Consider the following 18,242-nt stretch of genomic DNA (forward strand, 5'->3'; position numbering starts at 1 on the left):
TTATCAAAAGTTAATGTAAAAATAATAATATAGAAAATACTAAGTGACTAATGCGCTGACAATGGCACAATGGTACGACAATTTTTTAGCAGGAATCTGAATGAAAGTTATTTTTAGCTTGGCGCTTTTTTTACTCGGTACAGTACTAAGCAACTCTAGTTTTGCCGAAGAGCAAGCAGAACAATTATTTAACCAACTTAAACCCTCCCTTTTTCAAATAAAATTAATAGACAAAGCCAGTGGTGAGAAATCGTCTATTGGCTCAGGCTTTCAAATAAGTAACAACGGTATTATTGCTACTAACTATCATGTTATTTCTAGCTATGCTTTGCATCCTCAAAAATACCGAATAGAGTACCTTGACGGTCAGGGAAATACTGGTGATTTATCATTAAAAAGCGTGGATGTAATCAATGATCTAGCGTTAGTTAGACGTGATGTTGCACAAGAAACGCCTTATTTTCAATTATCGAAAGCATCGCCACATAAAGGCGAGCAACTCTTCTCACTAGGCAACCCTCATGACTTGGGTATGATTGTTGTGCCCGGTACTTATAATGGTCTGAAAAGAGAGTCGTTTAATGATCGTATTCATTTTACGGGTTCAATTAATTCAGGAATGAGCGGTGGCCCCGTGGTAAATAAGGAAGCGGAAGTTGTTGGTATTAATGTCGCAACGTCAGGTAACTCTATTGGTTTTCTTGTACCACATGACAAGTTAGTCGCACTATATAATAGCTTTTTAAACACACCACCGAATAGTATTGAACAACAAATGACTGCACAATTAATGGCGAGTCAAAATAAATTAATAGAAGCTATTTTAAGCAGCACATGGCAAGAAAAGCAGCTTGGTGAAGCCGCTATTATTCCTATCATTGATGTCCCTTTTATTCGTTGCTGGGGAAATTCAAATGCAGATAAAGCGGATGCGTTAATTTTAACGGCTGTCGCTAATTGCTCTTTAGATGAAAATACGTATATTTCATCTAACTTCTTTACCGGCACCATGGAAATTGAATTTAGAACGATGCAAGCGAAAGATATTAGCACTAATAAGTTTTATCACTTGTACCAACAACAAATTGCTCATGCCAATGCAGGCAATAGAGCTGATAAAGAAAATGTTACTGAATTCCAATGCCACGATGATTTAGTAATGCCCGATAATCAAGTGATTAACAATAAAACAGTCTTTTGTACTCGTGCTTATAAAAAGTTTCCTGATTTATACGATGTCCTTTATTTAGCTGCTTCCGTAGATAAGAATCAACAAGCAATCGTTAGCCACTTTACGATAGCGGGGGTTAGTCAACCCAATGCATTAGCCTTTACTCGCCAATTTATGGAGGCTGTATCATGGAAGTAGCAACAAGAGATATGCCTGAACCAGTTATTGACAATGATGAAATAATACAAAATCAAGCGCTTATAGAAAAGATACAAGACAGTGAAATCATCATTGAAGAAATTAGTCGCAATCATAAATTACTGCACAGACACAGGTTAACAAAACCACAAATACACATAGGCCGTGATTACCATAATGACATTATCCTAGATGATCCACATATTTGCCCTAGTCATATAAGTATCAATGAAATAGATGGTCAATGGAAAATTACAGATAATCAAACATTGAATGGCTCTTACCTTGAAAATAAAGCTCAAAATAAGCGACCAGCACATGATCACATAATCAATGACGGTGACATTATTACCTTAGGGAAGAGTCAATTAAGAATATTGTTTAATCATCATCCCGTTGAAGCAACATTGCCTTTTAGCCCTTTTGAAAGTTTTATTAATTTAATGCGCCACCCTATTGTGCTGTTATCAAGCCTCATTTTATTTACCTTAATTGCTGGTAACGTGTTTTATCTCAATACCTCAAAAGAAGTTAATTTTAGTCAATTGTTAGTGCCAACTATTGGCATGACGCTCGGTTTTGCTTTATGGCCTGCTGGGGTCGCTTTAGTATCTTACTTGACTAAACATGAAACGCGAATAATGGCGCAAATAGGGATAAGTTTTGCTTTTTTCAATATCATGTGGCTTAGCGACTTCTTAGAAGGCTTTGTTAAATTTAACAGCACGAGTGACTCGCTAGCTTCTTTGATGATTGTATTGATTTCTATTGTCTTAGCGTTTAGCTTATTTTGGCTTAATAGTTATATTGGTTTCCATATGTCAGCAAAACGACGAATAGTGGTTGCTGCAAGTATGACCTTATTATTATTTGGTGGTAGCTACATAGTGCAATACAGCAATAAGCCTGATTTTGATCCAAGACCACAATATAATGCAACGATTATGATGCCAAGCTTTCTAATTTCATCAAGTGCCAGTGGGGATGATTTTATTGAAGATAGCAGTAAGTTATTTGATAAAACAAAGCAGGAAGCACTTAAAGAATAGTACTGTTGAGGCTTTTCAGCTAACTTTAAAAGTATAAACCTAAGAAATACAAGCTTAAAAAGTAAAAGCTTTAGAATACACTAGCCACTTTTTATATTACTAAAAGTGGCTAGTAAAAGTAGCTAGTGTTAGCGCTTAACGCAATATCATAAACAACCCATTAAGGGCGAGGAATAAAACCTACAGCATCATACACTGATGTTAATACTTTGTTGGCGCGAAGCGTTGCTTTTTCAGCGCCACTTTTCATTACTTGCTCAAGAAAAGCTTGGTCTGCACGGTATTGATGAAATTTAGTTTGAATTGGCTCTAACATAGCAACAACAGCGTCAGCCACATCACCTTTTAAATGGCCATACATTTTATCTTCATAGTCAGGTACTAAACTATCAATTGATTTGCCTGTAGCACATGAAAGTATCGATAATAAATTTGAAACACCCGGTTTTTCTTCCAAATTATAATAAATGTTAGCCTGCTCGTCAGAATCTGTCACTGCACGTTTAATTTTCTTAGCAACTTTTTTAGGGTCTTCTAAAAGACCAATAAAATTACCAGGATTAACATCTGATTTAGACATTTTTTTACTTGGCTCTAATAAACTCATCACCCGAGCGCCATGTTGAGCAATAAAGGGATCGGGTACCGTAAAAATGTCACCATAAATATTATTAAAACGTGTCGCAATGTCACGTGCTAATTCTAAATGTTGCTTTTGATCATCGCCAACAGGTACGCTATCAGCGCCATATAATAAAATGTCTGCAGCCATTAATACCGGATAAGTAAATAAACCTGAGTTCATGTTCGCTTCAGATTTTTGTGACTTATCTTTGTATTGCGTCATACGATTCAATTCACCCATTTGGGTATAACAATTTAGCACCCAGCTTAATTGCGCATGTGCAGGTACATGTGACTGGATAAAAATGGTGCTTTGCTCAGGGTCTACTCCACACGCTAAGTACAATGCTAGGCCGTCTAAGGTCGCTTTACGTAAGTCTTCTGCCTTAGGTCGAACCGTAATTGCGTGTTGATCAACCAACATATAATAACATTCGTGGCTAGATTGCATATCGACCCATTGCTTTAATGCGCCTAAATAGTTACCAATAGTTAATTCGCCAGATGGCTGACAGCCACTTAGTACAATAGGTTTACTCATGATGTTCCTTAAATAAAGCTAGAGTACGCCTCTAGCCATTTTGTTATGTATGATTTTTTGTTCTCGATTTACACTTTTGCTAGTTCAGCACGCATAGCATCAATAGCTACTTTGTAATCGGGTTGTGAGAATATTGCACTACCCGCAACAAACATATCTGCACCAGCTTTAGCAATGTCAGCGATATTATCAGCTTTCACGCCGCCGTCGACTTGTAAACGAATATCTCTACCACTTGCGTTAATTTTTTCTTTCACTAAACGTAATTTGTCTAATGTTGTTGGGATAAAAGATTGTCCACCAAACCCAGGATTAACTGACATCAATAAAATCACATCAAGTTTGTCCATAACAAAATCTAAACACTGTAAAGGGGTTGCTGGATTCAATACTAAACCCGCTTTACAACCATGATCTTTTATCAGTTGTAAGGTGCGATCAATATGATCACTCCCTTCTGGATGGAAAGTAATGATATCTGCACCTGCTTTAGCAAATTGAGGAATTAATGCATCAACTGGCTTTACCATTAAATGTACATCAATAGGTGCGGTTATACCGTAATCACGCAATGACTGACAAATCATTGGCCCGAACGTTAAATTAGGCACAAAGTGATTATCCATAACATCAAAGTGCACAACATCAGCACCCGCAGATAAAACTTTAGCAACATCATCACCCAAACGAGCAAAATCGGCAGATAAAATAGAAGGTGCAATTAGAAAAGAAGACATAATATATGCTCAATCAGAAAAATTATCAGTATTATACCCAAGCCATTTAAAAATACGAGTATCAACCCTAACGTGAGCTAAATGAAATGATGCACATCATTAGTACAAACAAGCCTGCCGCGCACCAATTTAGTGCACTTATTAAAAGTTAACATATTTAGTAAAACAAAAGAGTAAAATGTAACCAACGGATAAATAAGAATTTTAATAATAAAAACTCACTATTTTTCATACGGGCATCATCTTTGCAAAATAATTAGCAGTTTAAACTTAATAATAATATAAAATATAAAATATAAAGGGATAAATATGAAAAAATCAATTTTAAATATCGCACTCACAACAATTTTAGCTACATCAGCTATGGTTTCTACTTCAGCCTCAGCGGTTGAAGGTTTAAGCGCTAATGTTGCTGCAACCTCGAATTATTTATGGCGTGGTTTAGAGCAAACAAATGGTGATTCAGCTATTTCAGGTGGTATTGATTATGCCGCTGATTCAGGTTTCTATGTTGGTACATGGGCCTCGAATGCTAGCTGGGCTGACGGCATGACTTATGAGCTAGATTTCTATGCTGGTTTTGGCGGCGCGATTTCTGAAGATGTTTCATATGATGTTGGCTTTATTTATTACGCATACCCTGATGAAACTACTGGTGATGCTGACTTTTCTGAAGTATACGGTAGCATTTCATTCCAAGCACTAACCCTTGGTGTTTCAGTATTAACATCTGGCGAAGGCGCTGATGCTGGTGATACTATTTATGCTAGTGCAGATTATGCAATTGCGTTACAAAATGACGCTGAAGTTAATTTACACATTGGTTCATATAGTGGTGATTGGTTAGCTGAAGATTCAATTGACTACGGTGTAAGTATCTCAAAATCAGGCTTCACTTTCGGTGCTTCTGCAACTGATTTAGATGGCGCTGCAGGCGATGTAAAAGTATACGTTGCTTACGCGATTGATATTGATTTATAAGCTTAAAGTTTAAAAAACACTAAGAAACTAAAAAGCGCTAATTGCCTACATAAGCAATTAGCGCTTTTTAGTTATAAAGCTGAGCATTTTCTCATTTATGGAATTTGCTAGATATTGTTGCTTTATTGCACTATAGTTTTATTACTCATTCATTTAACTTCGAGTAATCGATGTCAGATAAAACATCATCAATGAAAAACACCTTTAAAAGTGTAGCTGCGGCATTCTTTGGGGTGCAAAGTAATAAAAATCGAGAAAATGATTTTTCTCAAGGAAAGCTAAGCCACTTTATCATTGTAGGGGTTATTAGCGTTGTGATTTTCATTGCCGCTTTACTGGTGATTGTTAACTTAGTTATGCCAACCAACTAACCAGCATTCTAGCTTGATGATAATGCTATATACCTGCATAAAAGTAGGAAAAATATCAGGTTATTTATATAACGCTAAGATCTCTTGTACCTTAATTCTACCTTGTCCCTTCTGGCTTATTGAACGCTGCACTTGAAACAACTTCTTTTTCGTTGCCCCTTTGTAGAGTTCACGAGTAAAGTCGACATAATGATTTGATATCAATGTGGGAATATTTCTCTTCTGCGCTATTTTAGCGTAATCAACTAACCGTCTTTGATCTTCATCTGTAAATGAATTTCCGGCATAGGCAGTGAAATTTGACGTTGGGTTAATTGGTGAATAAGGAGGATCGCAATAAACTACATCACTCACATTTAGCTGTGTGAATGCTGTTTCGAAGTCACCTTGAATAAATGTTGCTCTTTGGGCTTTTTCAGAAAAGTATTCTAGCTCGGCATTTGGAAAGTATGGATGCTTATATCTGCCAAAAGGAACATTATAACCGCCACTTTTATTGTAACGACATAACCCATTATACCCATGTCTATTTAAGTATAAGAATAATAGTGAACGTTCGTATGGATCAGTAGATTGATTAAATTGGGTTCTTAATTGGTAGTATTTCTCTGAATCATTGTTATCGCCAGTAAAAAAACGCTGCGCATCAGCAATAAATGCCGCTGGTTGATTTTTAATGATATTAAACAAGTTAATCAGATCTTTATTCATATCTATTAGAAGATATTCATCAAAATCTAAGTTCAAGAATACTGACCCGCCGCCCACGAAAGGTTCAACTAGGCGTGTTTTACCTCTTTTAGGTAATAGGCTAGCAATTTCATGTACAACTTTTTTTTTCCCACCAGCCCATTTTAAGGCAGATCGCATTCCAGCTAGTGATTGAGCTTTAGTCACAAAAGAGACCTATGAGTTAATAGTAGCTAGAGCTAACATAGATATTTACCGAGAAGTAGATTGTATATCAGTTTTCAACGTTTTTTAAAATAGAAGTATCGAGTCTACTTTAAAAATGCACAATGTTTGTTGCTCATGCTCGCCTGAATCATATACGTTTGAATAGGCAACCAATAAAAATGAAAGGCAATTGTATCTTGATTTAACCTTTAACGATATTCATTTTTATTTATAATACTGTGATTAAAGTAAAGCTTAACGATTATTAATTTCAGCTTTCACAAGCGCGAGATCTTTAATCCATACCCCTCTATCAATAATCGCTTGTGGTAAAGTACTAATCGCATCACTAGCCTGTACTTTATTTTCAAATATCTTTGTTGTTAACACAATAAATGTCTGACCATTTAGCTTTTTTTGATAGCTAAAGTATTGCAAACTAGTGTGTGCCTTCATAAACCTTTTTAACAATGTTAAGTCAGTAAACCCTACAATTTGCACTACATAACCTGCTGGAGAATTTAAATAATAATTCGGCGTTAACGCCAAAGGTAAAGTAACCTCTGTAGATTTACTCTCAATTTTTTTTGTCACTAACTTAGGTTTTGTTTTAGCTACTGTTGTTTTATCCGAAGCATTTTTTACATTTAAAGGTGCTAGTTTTTCTCCGGTTACGACTTCACCTTTATTGGTAGCTTCAGCTAGATCGAGTGCTTGTAATATATCCCCTGTTTGAGCTGAGCTATTTTCACTTTCAATTGGTGTTAACTGCTGTCCCAACAAAGCGGCCTGTATATCTACAGATGTCGCAAGCGCATCAACTTGTGCAGATACTATAATATTACTATCTATCAGTGCTAGTTGGTTACTCAGTTGCTCTGACGTTGGTATGGTTACTTTATTGTTAGCATTCGTCTTTGGTAATTGAGATAAACTGAAATTATCGTAATTAATGAGTACAAACCAAGATAATCCGATAAGTGCACTAATAACCAGCGTGATTGTTGCTACTTTCAACCAAAACTTATTAGTGAACATTGCATTTTTACTGTTGAACTTAGCATGATCTAGCGGAAATAACTGTCCTGATTTTGCATCAATTATCGCCAATTTATTTTTGAAAATACTTCTATTCGTTGCTACGTTTTGCGCAGCTTGCTCATTGCCAAATAATGCTACATTAATTTTACTTTTGGTTTTATTAGCTATGTCAACTAGTTGGCAAAGTTCGTACTTCATTTGTAAAGATAAAGCGTGCGCATGCTCAACAACAATGGTGATATTTTCTTTACTTTGTTTACTTAACGTTAAAAGGCTAACGGCAAGTGATTTTTCAGGATCAAATAAGATATTAGAAAAAAGCTGCTCAATAAAACGGCAACGCATTTGAATGTCATTTAATTTAGATGAAGCAGAAACAAAAGCAACATTGGTTTCTTGTGGTGATTTATCTTTAGATAGGTTACTTAAAAATTGACGCGCAGCTTGTGAGTATGCCACGGCATCATTATCAACAATCAAAACAGCTTGTTTTGAAAAACGTTGAATATATTCAATACGTGCACTAACACTTATTGACGTTACTGCTGGCTCAGTATTTAATTTCATTGATACTATACTAGCTTCATCTATATTGGTGTGTGCTGCTGCCGACATACTCAACCCTTGCTACAATTACTATACCTAAAACGATGTGGTTTTAGGTACAACTAAAAAATTATAGAATTTGTTGAAGTATCTCTTGCGTAATGTCATCACGAATTTCTGATTTACCTATCGCAGTAGGCACAATAAAACGTAATTTTCCGCCAATATTTTTCTTATCTCGGCGCATATGACGAACAAAATCATTACAAGTCATGGTCTCTGGCGCTTGTAACGGTAAATCAAACGCTTTAATAAGTGATTCTATTCGACAAAGTTCTGACACTTCAAGCAAATTCATTGCTACTGCTAACTTAGCAGCAAGTACCATGCCAGTAGCAACGGCTTCACCATGAAGCCAGTTACCATAACCTTGCTCGGCTTCAATAGCATGACCAAAAGTATGACCTAAGTTGAGTAAAGCACGAATACCCGCTTCAGTTTCATCATTAGCAACAATGTCTGCTTTACACTGACAGCATCTTTCGATCATTTCAGCTAACAATGTTTTATCACCGGCTTTTATTAACGAGATATTGTTTTCTAGCCAAACAAAGAAGTCATAATCACCTAATATACCGTATTTAATTACTTCGGCCATACCTGCATTAAACTCGCGAACAGGTAAGGTAGCTAAACTGTTAATATCAATAATAACGGCTTTTGGTTGATAAAAAGCACCAATCATATTTTTACCCAACGGGTGATTAACCGCTGTTTTGCCACCAACAGATGAATCTACTTGAGATAATACTGTTGTTGGTACTTGGATAAAGTCGACACCACGTTGATAAGATGCTGCGGCAAAGCCGGTAATATCACCGATAACACCACCACCTAAAGCAATTAGGGTAGTATCTCGACCATGTTCATTTTTTAATAGGTGAGACATGATGTGTTCGAAATTTGCTAAACTTTTTTCAGCTTCACCATCAGGTAAAATAATTTCGTCAACATCAAAGTTAGTCAGTTTACTTTTGATTTTTTCAAGATATAAAGGTGCGACAATCGTATTGGTAACAATACAAACTCGTTTCCCTCTAATATGATCTGAAAATAACTTTTCATTTTCAAATAAACCAGAGTCGATATAGATAGGATAGCTTCGAGCACCTAAATCAAGATTAAGAGTGGGCATAGTAGGGTTACCTGATCGTTTTGCTGGGATAAAGCCACCTATCAGTGGCTTTGGCTTTAAAACAGAAAAGAAAAGCTATGTTAACTAAAAGTCTAAACGCTCTATAATTTTATGAGCTACAACTTTAGCACTTTGGTCATCTGTTTTAATGACAACATCGGCTATTTCTTCATATAAAGGATTACGCTCAACAGCCAAGTTTTCTAAGACTGTACGCGGTTCTTCTGATGTTTGCAGTAAAGGACGACGACGATCTCTTTGTGTACGAGCAACTTGTTTATCAATAGTAGTCTCTAGATATACAACAATACCGCGAGCCGATAGACGGTTTCTCACTTGCATGCTGATAACAGATCCACCACCTGTTGCTAAAACAATACCTTGTTTTTCGCTTAAGTCCTCAATAACACCTTCTTCTCTTTTGCGAAATCCTTCTTCGCCTTCAAGATCAAAGACCCAAGCAATATCTGCTCCGGTACGACGTTCAATCTCTTGATCAGAGTCGAAAAATTCAAGATGTAGCCTGTCTGCAAGCTCTCTTCCTATAGTGCTTTTACCTGCACCCATAGGGCCAATAAGGAAAATGTTACGTTTTTCTGCCATTAGATTTACTTAATACTCATTTGTTACAGGTATACCAAAAGGATAATACAGCAGCAGCCATATACCTTTCGATGTCATAGAGGTCTCCCTCGGAAATTTCAAGGGCGTAATTATCGCAATTGTTCGGGTAGGATTGCAAGCAACATTATTAGTAAGTCAGACAAAAAAGCCTAACTTACTCACATTAACATACCTAAAAGTGTTCTGTCACAATGCGTGGCGTCACAAAAATGAGTAATTCTTTTTTCTCATTAAATTGACTAGTATTTCGAAATAACCAACCAAAATAAGGAATATCACCTAATACTGGTACTTTAGAGACTGAGCTTATGATGGATTGTTGGTATATTCCACCCAGTACGATAGTTTCACCGTTATTAACTAATACTTGTGTGCCGATTCGCTGTGTATCAATCGCCGGTGCTGTTCCACTTTGTACCGTAGAGATAGTATCTTGCGTAACCACTAAATCTAAAATAATTTTATTGTCTGGTGTGATATGTGGTGTAACCGTTAAACTTAATACAGCTTTTTTAAATTGTGTTGACGTAGCACCACTAGATGCAGCTTCTTGGTAAGGTATTTCAACACCTTGCTCAATATACGCTTCTTTTTGATTAGCAGTAGTTATACGCGGGCTAGCAATGATTTCACCTTTGCTTTCTTGCTCCATCGCACTCAGCTCAAGATCTAATATCGTTCCATCGGCTAAGCGAGCGACTTGAAATGCTAAAGCGCCGGCAGGGCTCGCTACAGGTAGATTAACATTTAATCTATCGGCTAAGACAGGTACATTACCAACGCCTGTATTAGTGGCAATATTATTAGAAACAGATGTTCCCTCTAATGACCCTGATGTTCCATACTCACCATCAGTATTAGTTACCCCCCAACGTATACCCAGTTCTTCATTAATATTATCTTTAACTGTTACCATGCGTGCTTCAATGATAACTTGACGTACTGGTATATCTAGAATATTTACCATACGCTTAATGTCTTCAATGCTTTTGGTAGTATCTCGAATAAGTAATGTATTAGTACGTTCATCTACTGACACACTACCTCGTTCAGAGAGAATACTGGTATCTTCATTTTTAATTAATTCAGCAAACTCTACTGCTTTTGCATAATTAATTTGTACATATTCAGAATACAAAGGGGCCAACTCTTCTACTTGCTGCTGCGCGAGCAAGTTTTTAGCTTCTCTTTCTGCTAATTCATCATTAGGCGCTACCATCAAGATATTACCTTGCATACGCTTATCTAAGCCTTTTACTTTCAAGATAATATCTAAGGCTTGATCCCAAGGTACACCGTCTAAACGTAGGGTAATATTTCCTGCAACGGTATCACTAGTAATTAGATTGAAGTCATTATAATCAGCAATGATTTGTAATACAGTGCGTACCGGAATATCTTGAAAATTAAGTGAAATTGCTCGGCCTGTAAATTCATCATTATCTGATAGATAACCTAGCGGTTTCTTCTCTTTTTCTTTAATGGATAGTACAAATAGCTTGCCTTGTTGCTTATGCTTAAAAGTAAAATGAGTATCTACATCAATAACTAAACGCGCATTGCGCCCATCTTTAAATGTTTCAATATTTGAAACTACTGTACCAAAGTCAGTAACATCAAGCTTATAAAGCAAGTCTTCAATGATACGAGTATTGTGAAACTCAACATTTACTTTACCTAACTTATCATTAACATCAACGGCGACCATGCTATCTTTTAGGTAGATTAATACTTCAGCAGTTTTATCTTCACCCAAACGGAAATCAAGCGATTCAATTTGATTAATGAATTGCTCTCCCGCAGGGTTAAGTGTTTCAACAATATTTGCTGACTGACCGTAATTAAGTGTTATAGAAAACTCATTACCATTAGAAGCAACATCAAATACTGAGAGCTTATCTAAATTTATTGTTGCTACAACATTTCCAGAAGCGTTATCTAGCGTAATATTAGTAACACCAGCATGATTAATTAACGTCTCTTGTAAGCTGGGATCAAAAGCATCAGCAGAAAATTTAATTTTCACAAAAGCAGGCGTCATTGAGGTCTCAACAACAGGTAAAGAATGGATCTCTGTAGAAAACTCAAATACTAATTCAATTTGGTCACCTTGAATTGTATTGTAAGATATACTTTTTAATTGAGTACCTGTAGCTTCTGCAGCATTGATACTGAAGGATAGAATAACAAATATTAATAAGGTTAAAGAAGCCAACCAGCTATAACTTAAATTAACTAATTTTGCGCAGATTTTATTATTTTTCATTTTATTCGATAGCATTATTATTCCCTACTATTTCGATCCAGGTTGCGCAATTTTAATTATTGTTTCACGCTCTACCCAACAGCCAGCACCATCTGGTGTTAATTCTAATAATTTAACACTTTGATCTGTCACTTCAGTAATACGTCCATCATACAAACCTAAATAATTACCAATGGATACTCTATGTAAAGTAAAATCGGAAGCTTCCATTAAAGCCCAAATCACACCATTATCCCCCATAGTACCGCGCATTTTAAGCACGCCTAAGGCAAAATTTTCTAACGGTTGTTTACGACGTCTAGGATCAGGACTTAGACAACCGGTGATTTGTTGAACTTTTTGTTCCAGTGCTTCAGGCTCTGGTAATGAAAATGGACTTCTTAACTCAAAGGCCGAGTAATCATAATGATTAAATGGCTTCACTTCTGGCATTGGCTCTATGTAACTTGTCGTTGCAGCTTTAACCTCATCCATATGAACACTAAGATCACTGGTGTCATCATAACAACCGCCAAGAATAACTAAAACAATTAAAATTAATATTCTCATTGTTAGTTAACCTCTTGTTCTTGATAGCGATAGGTTTTAGCTTCCATCGTTAAGTTAAGTATGTCCGAATCATTATTTGTTTTAATAATTTCAATTTTAAAATTATGCAAAGTCACAATTCTAGGTAATCCGGCTATTTTACTTACGAAGCTTCCCAATGAATGGTAAGGACCATTGACCTCAATATCGATAGGCAATTCAATATAAATTTCTTTACTGATTTCTGGTTGCCATTCTAATTTAACAAACTCTAAACCGCTTGTTGTTCCTATAAAGGTTATATCGTCTAACAAGCCAGGTATTTCATAACTATTAGGCAAGCTTCTTAATTGATTAGCAAAAATACCTTCTGCTTCAATCATTTGCGCTCTAAACAAGTCTAAATTTGCTGCAACATGATACTTGGCTTGATATGACTGCTTTAACGTTATTTCTTCAGCTTGAACCCGTTTTAGTTGATCTATTTTACCGCTTACTAAACCAATATAGCCTAAAAAGGCCACCATAGATGCTAAAAATATAATCAAGACGAGCTTTGGTGCGAAAGGCCATTGCCCAATATTTTCTAGGTCAAGGTTTTCGAATTGCTCTTTATCAAAATTCACTTACCACCTCCAGCCTGATTACCAAGGGAAGCGTCGTCAACTAAACCTTGAACTTTCACTCTCATTTTAAAGCTGCTCAAGAGTTTTGATGAGTCATCGTCAGAGGTAATAGACTCTGGTGTTGCATCAGTAAATAAGTCTGATAACTCAATCGCTCGAATCATATTGGCTAAGTGATTATTTGATTCACTTTTTCCTATAATCTCTATGCTATTACCTTGTTTATCTAATTGAGTAATATAAATACCATTCGGGATGATTTTTGCTATTTCATCAAGAATTTGTGTTCCAACATTTCTGCTGCGTTGTAACTGTTCAATAACATCAATACGCTTTTTTAGTGCTGCTTTTTTGTCATTTAATGTTCTAATTTCAGCAATTTGTATATCTAGCTGTTGAATCTCATTTTTTAAAAACTGATTACGTGTTATTTGACCATCGACACGAGCTTGAAAATATAAATTAACAATAAATATTAATGCAAATGCAAATAATGCGACGGCAGCTAATAGTGTGAAGAATTCTTTTTGCTTTGCTTTAAGCGCTTCTTCTCGCCAAGGAAGGAGATTTATATATGCCATGGTGTAAAACTCCTTAGCGCTAAGCCAGTAGCTACTGTTAATTGCGGTGCTATTTTAACAAGCTTTTCTTGATCTATCGATTGCCCTAGTGTCATTTCATGAAAAGGATTAGCAATGATAGTATGTACACCAAGCTCTTCAGTTAGGAGACTTTCTATCCCCTCGATAGACGCGGTTCCACCGGAAACAAGTAAGTAATCAACTTTTTTTATGCCACTTGACGTTAAAAACATTTGAATTGCCCGACGTATTTGTTGCATAAGTATTGTTTGAAAAGGGGCTAATACTTCAAAAGTATAACTAGGTGGTAGCTCATTCTTTATTTTTGCGTCTTCAGCTTCTTCGAAAGTTTTGTTGTAATAGGAAACTATGGAACGTGTATATTGTTCGCCACCAAACTTTTGATCGCGGCTATAAAGGTGCTTACCTGCTTTAGTCACTGAAAATAGCGTCATGGTAGCGCCTATATCCACTATCGCAACCGTTTTATCTAAGGCATCTTCTGGCAATTGTGATATGCATAAATCTTGAGAGCGACTTATGGCATATGACTCAACATCAATCACTTTAGCGAAAAAGCCTCCTACTTCTAATGCCTCGACTCTTGCTTCAATAGACTCTGTACGTGCAGCACTTAGTAGTACATTAACTTTACTGGGATCTGACTCATTTACTTCTAACGTTTCAAAATCTAAACTAACTTCATCTAAAGGATAAGGAATTAAGCTATCCGCTTCTATTTCAATTTGACTAGCGAGTTCTTCTTCATTAAGTGATACATCCATATAAATAATTTTAGTAATCACTGTTTGACCTGAAACAGCAGCTGCCGCTTCTTTTGCTTTCATTGGTATGCTTTGTCGTATTTTCGCAATAACATTACCAACAGCTTCAATATCTTGAATTTCACGATCAACTACTGAACCACGTGCCATAGGCTCTATAGCAAAATCTTCTAAAATATAGCCTTCACTACCCTGGCTGAGTAAAACAGCTTTAACAGCATGAGATCCAATATCAATCCCCACCATCATCGTTGTTTTCTTTTTCCATAGATTATCTAGCATAACAACCCGTTATATTCTTTATTGAAATTATTTTAGACATATTTTCACATAAATACATTTATTACATGGTTTTACAAGATATACTAGTATTATCTGACAATTTTTACCATAAATAGAGTGATTGTAGTGTTTTCTGTATCTAAAATTATTAAATCAGTTTTAGCTTTGTTCTTTATCGGTATTTTAAGTATCGTTATATTGTATTTAACCTTACGAAGTGAATTACCTGACATCAATTATCTAGAGGATGTGCAATGGCAAACGCCAATGCAGATCTATAGTAATGATGGATTATTGATTTCACAATTTGGTGAAAAGAAACGCATACCTTTAACATTTGATGAAATCCCTCAGCAATTAATTGATGCCCTACTAGCAACTGAAGATGACAGATTTTACTTTCATTTTGGCGTTGACCCGATAGGCATGGGACGTGCAATATTAGGCAAGCTTACAGGTAATGATAAAGGCGGCGCGAGTACAATAACGATGCAAGTCGCTCGTAACTTTTTCCTCACCCGAGAAGTTACTTATACTCGTAAAATTAGAGAAATATTTTTATCTTTTCATATTGAAAGTTTATTAACTAAAAATGAAATATTAACCTTATACGTTAACAAAATCCCTTTAGGTCATCGATCTTTTGGTTTTGGTGCCGCGGCTCAAGTCTATTATGGTAAAGAGCTAAATCAACTTAGCTTAGCGCAAATAGCTGTTTTAGCCGGCTTACCTAAAGCTCCTTCAAATTATAACCCTATCAGTCGACCTGATCGTGCCCAAATTCGCCGTACTACCGTATTACAGCGAATGTTAGTTAGTGGATATATAACAGATGAAGAATATCAACAAGCTAAATCAGCACCAATAACAGGTAAACCTCATGGTGCGGAAATAGAACTAAATGCACCTTATGTTGCTGAAATGGCTCATAAAGAAATGATAGAAAGGTATGGTAAAGAACAAGCTTATACCAGTGGTTTTAAAGTTTTTACTACCGTTACCAACAAATTACAAGCAGCTGCTCATAAAGCGGTAATCGATAATTTATTAAGTTATGACCAACGACACGGTTATCGTGGCGCTATTAACTCTCTGCGACCTAACTTAGCTGAAAATACAACGAGTAATAAAAGTAAATCTTCACAAAAGATTGTTCCTTTAACTGACAACGAAATATCAACTGCACTTGACAGTATTCACTATTATCAAGCACTCGTTCCTGCTGTTGTCACTAAAGTAGATGATTTAGAAGTTAGTATTACTTTACGCAATAATCAGCAAGCAATTATTCCTTGGGCAGGTATGGCTTGGGCACGTCCATTTATTAATGATCAAAAACAAGGTATTCCCCCAAAAAATGCACATGAAATTTTTCAATATGGTGATATTATATTAGTAACCGCGCTTTCAGGGAATGAATATAGACTGAGTCAATTACCGATTGCCAGTGCCGCTATGATTTCAATATCTCCAGATAACGGCGCAATAAAAGCGGCCGTGGGCGGTTTTAGCTATAAGCAAAGCCAATTTAATCGAGTTACCCAAGCGAAACGTCAAGTTGGTTCAAATATTAAACCTTTTATTTATTCTGCTGCTTTGGAAAAAGGTTTTACGCTTGCTTCACTCATTAATGATGCCCCGATTAATCAATGGGATAGAAGTACCGGCGTTGTTTGGCGTCCGAAAAATTCACCTGAAACCTATGTTGGCCCGATAAGAATGCGATTAGCATTAGCTCAATCAAAGAATGTTATTGCCGTGAGGTTATTAAAAAGTATCGGCTTAGATGATGCTATAAACCATCTTTCTTCTTTCGGCTTTGCTCCTGATGACTTACCCCGTAATGAATCATTAGCGTTAGGCTCTGCTTCATTAACTCCGATAGAAGTGGTTACTGGTTTTGCTACATTTGCCAATGGTGGCTATTTAATTGAGCCTTATTTAATAGATCGTATTGAAACAGCAGATGGCGAAGTTATTTTTCAAGCTAACCCTGTTTTAGCCTGTGATCCTTGTGAGTTAAACAATACTCTTCCTGAATTAAATGAAGACTATTTAGAAAATACTGAGATAGCAGGCGACAATATTGCGAATGATGATGACTTTATGTCTTTAAATTCACTAGATGCGCTTGAAGAGGATGCTTTAGATAATGCAACTATGCCACCTCAAATAATATCAGCTCCTCGCGCTATTTCAGAACAAAATGCCTTTTTGATCACAGAAGCGCTTAATAGTGGTATTTGGGGAGCTGATTGGTCAGCTGAGAACCCTTGGCAAGGAACAGGCTGGCGTGCTAGAACATTAAAACGCAAAGACATTGCCGGTAAAACAGGTACTACGAACGAAGGTAAAGATGCTTGGTTTTCTGGATTTTCGCGACGCTTAGTTACAACATCTTGGATAGGCTTTGATGATCCAAGCCGTAACTTAGGTAGATCAGTATACAATAGCAACTTAGGTAAGAACCAAATAACAGGTACTGAAGCGGGTGCTAAATCAGCACAACCAGCTTGGATAAACTTCATGAAGGTAGCGTTAGACGATATTGATTTTGAACCTTTTGAACCGCCTGCTGGTATTGTTTCTGTTCGCATTGATAAAGCAACAGGTAAACTCAGTAGTAATACGAGTAAAAGTAGTTTATTTGAATATTTTCAAGTAGGTACTGTGCCAACTGAATATGTCAGTGAAGATAATAGTATTGATATTTTTCAGAATAATGACGTTATAAAAAAAGAAGAAGCTGAAGAGCTATTTTAAATAGAGATTAACAACAAGGTAAGCTTGTTGTTAATCTATTGAAGCTGAGCTAAGTCATTGTCTTAATGGCCTTAATGGCTTAGCTCAGAATATAGTAGTTACTTACGCTTACCATACTTATTTTTTGTACGTGTTAGCATGCGTGCTATTTCAAGTATATCGGGAGAAATATCGTCCGCCCCATCTTTTATTAATTTACTTACATCACCTGATGAAAATAATGAGCCTCGTTCAGACTTTACTCCTAACGATCTAACGTAATCTTTTGTTTTACCTGTACTTCCCGTATCAATATACTTAAAGACAACTTGTTCATTAAAGTTTTGAGGTTCTTTTTTTAGGGTAGCAACTTGTTCTGTTAAAGCGACTATTTCCGCCTCTAACGTGTTAATTAATTCAGCGATATTTGAAGATGATGTCATGGGTTATGTAACTC

At 36.2% G+C, this 18,242-nt stretch carries 17 protein-coding genes; 5 read left to right on the forward strand and 12 right to left on the reverse strand.

The window, feature by feature from the left end; translation table 11 throughout:
• Positions 1–100: 100 nt before the first annotated feature.
• Together GQS55_RS17585 and GQS55_RS17590 are read left to right on the forward strand one after the other, a co-directional pair.
• Positions 101–1,369, forward strand: a complete 1,269-nt coding sequence (locus GQS55_RS17585; protein WP_159821713.1) for a S1 family peptidase — start codon at positions 101–103, stop codon at positions 1,367–1,369.
• Complete coding sequence (locus GQS55_RS17590) at positions 1,360–2,418, forward strand: FHA domain-containing protein (RefSeq protein WP_159821714.1); 1,059 nt, start codon at positions 1,360–1,362, stop codon at positions 2,416–2,418. The genes GQS55_RS17585 and GQS55_RS17590 overlap by 10 nt, the downstream gene beginning before the upstream one ends.
• Before the next feature lie 160 nt (positions 2,419–2,578).
• On the opposite strand, the gene trpS is transcribed toward GQS55_RS17590, so the two are convergent.
• Both trpS and rpe read right to left on the reverse strand, forming a co-directional pair.
• Positions 2,579–3,583 (reverse strand): tryptophan--tRNA ligase, encoded by a 1,005-nt coding sequence (trpS, locus tag GQS55_RS17595; protein ID WP_159821715.1) that lies wholly within the window; start codon positions 3,581–3,583, stop codon positions 2,579–2,581.
• Positions 3,584–3,651: 68 nt separating this feature from the next.
• The gene (rpe, locus tag GQS55_RS17600; RefSeq protein ID WP_159821716.1) at positions 3,652–4,320 is read right to left on the reverse strand and encodes a ribulose-phosphate 3-epimerase; all 669 of its coding nucleotides are present in this window, start codon (positions 4,318–4,320) and stop codon (positions 3,652–3,654) included.
• A 309-nt stretch (positions 4,321–4,629) separates the two neighbouring features.
• On the opposite strand from rpe, the gene GQS55_RS17605 reads away from it, so the two are divergent.
• Together GQS55_RS17605 and GQS55_RS17610 are read left to right on the forward strand one after the other, a co-directional pair.
• The gene (locus GQS55_RS17605) at positions 4,630–5,301 is read left to right on the forward strand and encodes a TorF family putative porin (RefSeq protein WP_159821717.1); all 672 of its coding nucleotides are present in this window, start codon (positions 4,630–4,632) and stop codon (positions 5,299–5,301) included.
• Positions 5,302–5,471: 170 nt separating this feature from the next.
• Positions 5,472–5,672 (forward strand): DUF2970 domain-containing protein, encoded by a 201-nt coding sequence (locus GQS55_RS17610; RefSeq protein ID WP_236559689.1) that lies wholly within the window; start codon positions 5,472–5,474, stop codon positions 5,670–5,672.
• 60 nt (positions 5,673–5,732) lie between these two features.
• Here the strand turns inward: GQS55_RS17610 and GQS55_RS17615 are convergent, their stop codons facing one another.
• The 9 genes from GQS55_RS17615 to GQS55_RS17655 all read right to left on the reverse strand — a co-directional run bounded on the left by GQS55_RS17615 (position 5,733) and on the right by GQS55_RS17655 (position 15,043).
• On the reverse strand, positions 5,733–6,542 hold the full coding sequence (locus GQS55_RS17615) for a Dam family site-specific DNA-(adenine-N6)-methyltransferase (protein WP_159822981.1): 810 nt from the start codon (positions 6,540–6,542) through the stop codon (positions 5,733–5,735).
• Between the two features lie 282 nt (positions 6,543–6,824).
• Positions 6,825–8,225, reverse strand: a complete 1,401-nt coding sequence (locus GQS55_RS17620; protein WP_159821718.1) for an SPOR domain-containing protein — start codon at positions 8,223–8,225, stop codon at positions 6,825–6,827.
• 61 nt (positions 8,226–8,286) lie between these two features.
• Complete coding sequence (gene aroB, locus GQS55_RS17625) at positions 8,287–9,351, reverse strand: 3-dehydroquinate synthase (RefSeq protein ID WP_159821719.1); 1,065 nt, start codon at positions 9,349–9,351, stop codon at positions 8,287–8,289.
• 84 nt (positions 9,352–9,435) lie between these two features.
• Positions 9,436–9,954, reverse strand: a complete 519-nt coding sequence (aroK, locus tag GQS55_RS17630; RefSeq protein WP_159821720.1) for a shikimate kinase AroK — start codon at positions 9,952–9,954, stop codon at positions 9,436–9,438.
• A gap of 193 nt (positions 9,955–10,147) precedes the next feature.
• Entirely contained in the window at positions 10,148–12,256 is a 2,109-nt protein-coding gene (locus tag GQS55_RS17635) for a type IV pilus secretin PilQ (protein ID WP_159821721.1), read from the reverse strand.
• A gap of 12 nt (positions 12,257–12,268) precedes the next feature.
• Positions 12,269–12,790, reverse strand: coding sequence for a pilus assembly protein PilP (locus GQS55_RS17640; protein ID WP_159821722.1), 522 nt, complete (start codon positions 12,788–12,790; stop codon positions 12,269–12,271).
• Positions 12,791–12,792: 2 nt separating this feature from the next.
• Positions 12,793–13,395, reverse strand: coding sequence for a type 4a pilus biogenesis protein PilO (locus tag GQS55_RS17645; RefSeq protein WP_159821723.1), 603 nt, complete (start codon positions 13,393–13,395; stop codon positions 12,793–12,795).
• Positions 13,392–13,976 carry a PilN domain-containing protein gene (locus tag GQS55_RS17650; RefSeq protein ID WP_159821724.1) on the reverse strand — a complete coding sequence of 195 codons (585 nt, stop codon included), beginning with the start codon at positions 13,974–13,976 and terminating at the stop codon, positions 13,392–13,394. Before GQS55_RS17650 ends, GQS55_RS17645 begins: the two co-directional genes overlap by 4 nt.
• Entirely contained in the window at positions 13,964–15,043 is a 1,080-nt protein-coding gene (locus GQS55_RS17655) for a pilus assembly protein PilM (protein ID WP_159821725.1), read from the reverse strand. Before GQS55_RS17655 ends, GQS55_RS17650 begins: the two co-directional genes overlap by 13 nt.
• Positions 15,044–15,169: 126 nt before the next feature.
• On the opposite strand from GQS55_RS17655, the gene GQS55_RS17660 reads away from it, so the two are divergent.
• The gene (locus GQS55_RS17660) at positions 15,170–17,806 is read left to right on the forward strand and encodes a penicillin-binding protein 1A (RefSeq protein WP_236559690.1); all 2,637 of its coding nucleotides are present in this window, start codon (positions 15,170–15,172) and stop codon (positions 17,804–17,806) included.
• 98 nt (positions 17,807–17,904) lie between these two features.
• On the opposite strand, the gene GQS55_RS17665 is transcribed toward GQS55_RS17660, so the two are convergent.
• Complete coding sequence (locus GQS55_RS17665) at positions 17,905–18,228, reverse strand: hypothetical protein (RefSeq protein WP_159821726.1); 324 nt, start codon at positions 18,226–18,228, stop codon at positions 17,905–17,907.
• Positions 18,229–18,242: the final 14 nt, after the last annotated feature.

Origin of the sequence: Colwellia sp. 20A7, assembly GCF_009832865.1 — a bacterium.
Lineage (GTDB): Bacteria > Pseudomonadota > Gammaproteobacteria > Enterobacterales > Alteromonadaceae > Colwellia.